Annotated in this window: 1 protein-coding gene; it reads right to left on the reverse strand. The window is 50.0% G+C overall.

Translation table 11 applies throughout. From position 1 onward, the window contains the following. A partial coding sequence (locus tag ACG59Z_RS18795; RefSeq protein WP_400200734.1) for an Ig-like domain-containing protein occupies window positions 1-246 on the reverse strand: 246 nt, incomplete at both ends.

Consider the following 246-nt stretch of genomic DNA (forward strand, 5'->3'; position numbering starts at 1 on the left):
CTGTACCTGTCACTGGATCAGTGGCATTGATTGGATCAAGAACCGGTGCATTTGGTGCTGTGGTATCGATAGTCACCACTGCACCTGTTGTACCCACATTACCTGCAGGATCAGTTGCAGTCACAGTTACTGTATGTGGACCATCGGTCAACACTGGAAGCGTATTGTCTGCAAGCGTCCAGGTGCCATTGCCATTATTGGTTGCCGGATAGTTCACACCATCTACAGTCACCACAACAGTCGCAG

This window comes from Acinetobacter sp. ABJ_C1_1 (genome assembly GCF_044684115.1).
Taxonomy (GTDB): Bacteria; Pseudomonadota; Gammaproteobacteria; order Pseudomonadales; family Moraxellaceae; genus Acinetobacter; species Acinetobacter nosocomialis_A.